At 71.9% G+C, this 6285-nt stretch carries 6 protein-coding genes and 1 pseudogene; 5 read left to right on the top strand and 2 right to left on the bottom strand.

Going from position 1 to position 6285, the window contains the following annotated elements:
* Window positions 1-193, top strand: a pseudogene (locus KBX53_RS00960) (fasciclin domain-containing protein); the annotation flags it as partial.
* Between the two features lie 51 nt (window positions 194-244).
* Here KBX53_RS00960 and KBX53_RS00955 read toward each other — a convergent pair.
* Window positions 245-1264 (bottom strand): phosphotransferase family protein, encoded by a 1020-nt coding sequence (locus KBX53_RS00955; protein ID WP_210857500.1) that lies wholly within the window; start codon window positions 1262-1264, stop codon window positions 245-247.
* Window positions 1261-2334 carry a LacI family DNA-binding transcriptional regulator gene (locus KBX53_RS00950; protein ID WP_030327371.1) on the bottom strand — a complete coding sequence of 358 codons (1074 nt, stop codon included), beginning with the start codon at window positions 2332-2334 and terminating at the stop codon, window positions 1261-1263. The genes KBX53_RS00955 and KBX53_RS00950 overlap by 4 nt, the downstream gene beginning before the upstream one ends.
* 93 nt (window positions 2335-2427) lie before the next feature.
* On the opposite strand from KBX53_RS00950, the gene KBX53_RS00945 reads away from it, so the two are divergent.
* The 4 genes from KBX53_RS00945 (at window position 2428) to KBX53_RS00930 (ending at window position 6275) form a co-directional block, all read left to right on the top strand.
* Complete coding sequence (locus KBX53_RS00945) at window positions 2428-3201, top strand: cupin domain-containing protein (RefSeq protein ID WP_309140686.1); 774 nt, start codon at window positions 2428-2430, stop codon at window positions 3199-3201.
* A gap of 278 nt (window positions 3202-3479) precedes the next feature.
* Window positions 3480-4448, top strand: a complete 969-nt coding sequence (locus KBX53_RS00940) for an ABC transporter permease (protein ID WP_210857499.1) — start codon at window positions 3480-3482, stop codon at window positions 4446-4448.
* 23 nt (window positions 4449-4471) lie between these two features.
* Window positions 4472-5476 carry an ABC transporter substrate-binding protein gene (locus KBX53_RS00935; protein WP_030327376.1) on the top strand — a complete coding sequence of 335 codons (1005 nt, stop codon included), beginning with the start codon at window positions 4472-4474 and terminating at the stop codon, window positions 5474-5476.
* A gap of 4 nt (window positions 5477-5480) precedes the next feature.
* Window positions 5481-6275, top strand: a complete 795-nt coding sequence (locus KBX53_RS00930; protein WP_030327377.1) for an ABC transporter ATP-binding protein — start codon at window positions 5481-5483, stop codon at window positions 6273-6275.
* The last annotated feature ends 10 nt before the right edge of the window (window positions 6276-6285 follow it).

Below are 6285 nucleotides of genomic sequence, written 5' to 3'. Positions count from 1 at the left end.
CCTGACCACCGCGCTCGGCACCACGGTGGAGGTCGACGTCCGTACCTACCTGTACTTCTTCCGCCAGGTGCGGCTGGTCGACGCCGACACCAACGACCGTGACGCGCGCGTCGTCACCTTCGACGTCAACAAGGGCAACCGGCAGATCGCGCACTCCGTGGACCGGGTGCTCCGCCCGATCGACCTGCCCTGACCGGCGGCGGGTGGCGTCCGATCACGCGTCGGACGCCGCCCGCGACGGCCGTCAGCCCGAGGCGAGGGCGGCGATCTCCTCGTCGAGCAGGGCGGCCAGCTGCGCGTACCGCCCGGGATGGCTCTGCGCGGTCATCCCACGGCTGGGCATCTCCACGGTCATCAGCAGGTACAGGTGCAACCGGTAGAAGGCGAGCCGGCGGCGGGCCGACGCGTCCAGCACCAGCGGCCGCGGTGCGGCGGCCTGGTAACCGCGCAGCAGCGGGTGCTCCGGGTCGTCCTCGACGCGTTGGAAGAGCCGCGGCGAGACCAGGTCCAGCAGGGGGTCGCCGTAGAGGAACCGCTCGCCGTCGACCAGGCCACAGAGCCGCAACCGGCCATCACCGTCGGGTGCCGCCAACACGTTGCCGTCCCAGCAGTCGAAGTGCAGCAGCGCCGGGCGGCGCACCTCGTCCAGCACGTCGGCGTGCCGCCCCAGTAGTTCGTGCAGGCGCTGCGGTGTCACCGGCAGTCGGACGTCCCAGTCGGCCGCGTCGGCCAGCAGTTCGTCGAGCATCGCCGTGAACGCCGCCCGCCAGGTCGCGCCGGCGGCCCGGCCGCCGTCGTAACCGAACCGGTCACCGGTCACCTGGTGCAACGCGGCGAGAGCCACCCCCAGGTCGTAGCGCGCCGGGCCGTCGTCGACCGCGCCACCGGCCTCGGCCAGGTCGAACAGCGACCGGCCGGGCAGCAACTCGGTGACCAACCACTCGCCGTACGCCGGGTCGGTGCCGTGCCACAGCACCGCGGGCACGGGCACCTGCGGCGCCCGCTCGGCGACGAGCCGGAAGTATCGATCCTCGGCGGCGCAGAGCCCGCGCTCGTAGCGCAGCTGCGGCGTCTCGGCCGACGGAGCCAGCTTCAGCACCACCCGACGGCCGTCGTCGAGCAGCGCCCACCAGACCGTCGCGTACCCACCCCCGGTCAGCGGACCAGCGTCGCGGACCCCGGCGCCCGGCCCGAACGACGCGCCGACCAGGTATGCCACATCGGCGCTGGTGAGGGACTGTTGGGTCGGGCTGACGGCGGTCACGACGTGGTGTCCCCCCGCCGGGCCCGTGGCGCGGAGCCCGCGGTGGCGCGGGTGGAACGGGGGACGGGGCCGGCGGTGTCGCGGCGGATCAGCTCGGCGGGGAGCACCTCGACCCGGGGCGCCGCGGCCCCGGGGCCGAGCACCAGGGACATCGCCCGCACTCCCATATGGACCAAGGGTAGTCGCACGGTGGTCAACGCGGGGGTCACGTCCCGGGCGATGGGCATGTCGTCGAAACCCAGCACCGACACCTGCTGCGGCACCGCCAACCCGGTGGTGCGCAGGGTGGCGAGCGCGCCGATCGCCATCGAGTCGTTGAGCGCCACGATCGCGGTCAACTCCGGGTCGGCGTCGAGCAGTCGGGCGGTGGCCTCGGCACCACCGTCGCGGTCGAACTCCGCGTAACGGATGCGTCGTTCGGGCAGCTCACGGCCCTGCTCGGTGAGCGCCTGCCGCAGACCGGCCAGCCGGTCGGTCGTGGTGGTCAGGATGCGCGGGCCGGCGATCACGCCGATCGCCCGGTGCCCCAGGCCGCACAGCTCCCGCCCGGCCAGGTAGCCGCCGGCCCGGTTGTCCGGCATCACCGCGTCGCCGGAGTGCTCGTGCCGGCCGATCACCGCCACCCGCCCGCCGGTGGCCTCGTACGCGGCGAGCTTCTCGTTGAGCTGCCGGGTGAACGCCTCGTCGTGGTAGCCCGAGCCGGCCAGGATCAGCGCCGCCACCTGGTGGCCGCGCAGCAACTCCACGTACTCCAACTCGCGGTCCGGGTCCCGGTAGCTGTTGCAGATCATCAGCAGCCGGCCCTGGTCGGTGGCGACCCGTTGCAGCCCTCGGGTGATCTCCGCGAAGTACGGGTCGGAGACGTCGTGCACGATCACCCCGACCGCGCTGCGGTGCGAGCGGGCCAGCAGTTGGGCGTGCGCGTTGGGCACATACTGCAACTCGGCGACGGCGGCGAGCACCCGCTCGCGAAGCTCGTCGGTGACCGGTTTGCTGCTGCCGTTGATGACGCGGGAAGCGGTGGCGGGTGAGACGCCCGCCCGGCGGGCCACATCGGACAGGGTCGCCATGGCCCGCCCCCTCGATCTGTTGACGGCGTTTCGTCGTGCCGGCTAGCGTCACCGTACCGCAGAGAAAGCCCTTTCCCGCAGGGAGGCACTGCCGTGTCCGATCGCTTCGCGGTACGTCAACCCGATGACCCTCCCGCCCGTGGCGCCACCCGCCCTGATCGGGCGGCACCGCTGCCCGGCGGAATCGGGGTGTCCCGGCTGCGCGTCTACGACACGGTGGCCCCCGACGGCCTGGTCGGCGGCACTCCGCACGTGCACCTGTGCTGCACCGAGGGGTACGTGGTGACCGACGGCGAGGGCGCGGTGCAGACCCTGACCACCGCCGGTTTCCGGGAGACGTCGCTGCGGCCGGGGGTGGTGGTCTGGTTCGAGCCGGGCACCGTGCACCGCCTGGTCAACGGGGACGGGCTGAGCATCGTGGTGCTCATGCAGAACAGCGGCCTGCCGGAGGCCGGCGACGCGGTGCTGACCTTTCCGCCGGAGGTGCTGGCCGACCCGGCCGCGTACGCCGCGGCGGCGGCGTTGCCCGACGGGGGAGCGCCGGGTGTGGATGTGCACGCCGCGTACCGCAGGCGGGATCTGGCGGTCGCCGGTTTCCAGGCGCTGCGCTCCGGCGGTCCGGCGGCGCTGGCCGCGTTCCATGCCGCCGCTGTCGCGTTGCGCCAGCCGCTGCTGGGGCGGTGGCGGCAGCGGTGGGAGGACGGCGCGGGCCGTGCCGCCGCCGGCACCGCCGCGCAGCTCGACGCCCTGGAGCGGGGGGATGCCGGGCACCTGGGCGACGCCGGGGTGTACGCGGTGGCCGCGCCGGTCGAGCGCGGCCGGTTGGGCATGTGCGGCTTCCTCGACACCTACCCGGCGGCCGGCTGACGGTCCGCAGGGCACCACCAGATCCACTGTGGACCGATGGGTGGTCCACTCGGTTTCACTGGAATCGGGGTGTCCGAGGGCCGTCGACAGCCCGGTTTTCAGCAAGCCGAGTCGATCTCGGAGCGATCGGCGCCGGCTGGGTCGGCAATCGAACGGAATAGATCGAGGAAAGGCCTTGCCCGGCGTGAGGGTGCCGCCTACGCTCCAGGAAAGCGTTTGCCTGATCCGCCGACCGGCCCGCTTCATGAGCGCCGTGCCGGGCCCCGAGGAGGTTCCGCGTGACCGAGAACTCTTTGGACACGGCGGGCCGGCAGGCCGCCGACCAGACGGGCGGTGCGCGGGCGGCCGCCTCCGGGCCGGAGAGCCTCGCCGCGCCGGAGGCCGCTGACAGCGCGACGTCGTCCACAGCGGTGGCACCGCCACCCGGTGGTGGCCGTCCGCCACGCCCGACGCTCGGCCGGCGGGCGGTGGTCTTCGCCGACTCGCTCTGGCGTCCGGCGCTGGTGCTCGCGGTCTTCTTCGTCGCCTGGTGGTTCGTGGCGGCCCGGGAGTACGTCCCGAACTACCTGGTGCCCACACCCGGCCAGGTCTGGGAGACGATGACCACCCAGTGGTCCGAGCTGGCGCGGCACACAGTGGTCACCCTCTACGAGACGGTGCTCGGCTTCGTGCTGGCCGCCGCGTTGGGCCTGGTCACGGCCGTCGCCATCGCCTACTCCCGCACCCTGGACAAGGCGCTCTACCCGATCGTCCTGTTCGCTCAGGTCATCCCGAAGATCGCCATCGCGCCGCTGCTGGTGGTCTGGTTCGGCCTCGGCCTCACCCCGAAGATCATCCTGGCGGTGCTGATCGCGTTCTTCCCGGTGGTCATCTCCGGGGTGGCCGGGCTGCGCTCCACCGACCCGGAACTGCTCGACCTCGCCGCCACCATGGGCGCCGGCCCGTGGCGTACCTTCCGCAAGATCCGCTTTCCGAACGCGTTGCCGCACCTGATGGCCGGCCTGAAGGTGGCCGTCACCCTCGCCGTGGTCGGTGCCGTGGTCGGCGAGTTCGTCGGCGCCAGCGAAGGGCTCGGCTACGTCCTGTTGCTGGCCAACGGCAACCTCGACGCCCCGCTGCTGTTCGCCGACCTGATCCTGATGTCCGCCATCGGCATCGTCCTGTTCGTCCTGGTCGAGATCGCCGAAGCACTGCTCATTCCCTGGCACGCCAGCCGTCGCGCCGGCGTGTCCCTCACCACCTCCTGACCGACCCCATCACGGAGGCACCGATGAAACGCACCGCCACCACCATCCTGGTCACCGCCGCACTGCTTCTCACCGCGACCGGCTGCGGTGGGGACGACCCCGCCGGCAGCACCAACGCCGACGGCAGCAAGCAGGTCACCCTCACCCTCAACTGGGTGCCCTACGGCGAGCACGCGCCCTTCTACTACGGCCTGCAGAAGGGCTACTACTCCGCCGAGGGCATCGACCTGAAGATCCTGCCCGGCAACGGCTCGGGCAACACGGTCAAGCAGGTCGCCCAGAAGCAGACCGACTTCGGTTGGGCGGACAGCCCGGTGCTGCTCAAGTCGGTGGCCAGCGGGATGCCGGTGCGCAGCCTCGGCGCGTACCTGGAGAAGGGACCCTCCTCGGTGGAGTTCTTCACCGAGGAGAACATCAAGACCCCGGCCGACCTCAAGGGCAAGACCGTCGGCGGCACCCCCGGCGACGCCCTCTACGCGACCTTCCCGGCCTGGCTGGAGAAGAACGGCGTCAAGAAGGACGACGTCAAGGTGGTCAACGTCGACGCCGCCGGCAAGATCGCCGCCCTGGCCGAGGGCAAGGTCGACGCCATCATGGGCTTCTTCCATGACCAGGCTCCCACCATCGAGAGCAAGACCGGCAAGAAGGTCGACGTACTGCTCTTCGCCGACTACGGGATGAACCTGCTCGGCACCGGTCTGGTCGCCAACACGCAGACCCTGCAGAAGGACCCGGAGCTGGCCCGCAAGTTCGTCCGGGCCACCCAGAAGTCCTGGGCCGACGCCGCCCGGGACCCGGCCGGCGCGGTGAGCGCGATGGCGGCCCTGGCCGAGAACGAACCGGCGCCCGAGGTGCTCACCAAGCAGCTCACCCTCAACCTGCCACTGATCGGCGCGGACGGCCCGCCCGGGGTGAACACCGAGGCCCAGTGGACCGAGACCATCGAGCTGATGTCCCGCTACGCCGAGCTGAAGGACCCGGGAGCGCCCAGCGCCTACTGGGACTCCTCGTACGCGGCGCAGGGGTGACCCGGTGACCCCCGCGCCGGCAGCCACCGGCACCGCCATCGGGATGTCCGGGCTGACCGTCCGGTTCACCACCCGGCGGTCGCAGACCACCGCCCTGGACAACGTCTCACTGGACATCGAGCCGGGCGAGTTCGTCACGATCGTCGGCCCGTCCGGCTGTGGCAAGTCCACCCTCCTGAAGATCGTCGCGGGACTGGTCACGCCGACCAGCGGCGAGGTGTCGTTGCTGCGGCGTCCGGTGCGCGGGCCGCAGAAGGAGATCGGCTTCGTCTTCCAGAAGGCCGCGTTGCTGGAGTGGCGCGGCGCCCGGGCCAACATCCTGCTCCAGGCCGAGATGCGCGGCATGGACCGGACGACGGCGGCCCGCCGCGCCGACGAGCTGATCGAGATGACCGGTCTGACCGGCTTCGAGAAGGCGTTGCCGCACGAGCTGTCCGGCGGCATGCAGCAGCGGGTGGCGCTCTGCCGCGCGTTGCTGCACTCCCCGCCGGTGCTGCTCATGGACGAACCGTTCGGCGCCCTGGACGCGTTGACCCGCGAGCAGATGAACGCCGAGCTGCACCGGATCTGGCGGGAGACCGGGACCACAGTGGTGCTGGTCACCCACTCCATCGCCGAGGCGGTCTTCCTCGGCACCCGGGTCGTGGTGATGAGTCCCCGGCCCGGCCGGATCATCCGCACCTTCCCGGTCGAGCTGCCGGCGCACCGCGACTACGCGCAGGTGATGTCGGATCCCCGCTTCGACCGGCTCGCCACCGACCTGCGTGGGTTGCTCGGCAGCGCGGCCGCCAACCACTGAACGCGGATCG

The organism is Micromonospora sp. M51 (assembly GCF_018070305.1).
Lineage (GTDB): Bacteria > Actinomycetota > Actinomycetes > Mycobacteriales > Micromonosporaceae > Micromonospora > Micromonospora parva.
This window is presented reverse-complemented; position numbering and strand designations above follow the sequence as displayed.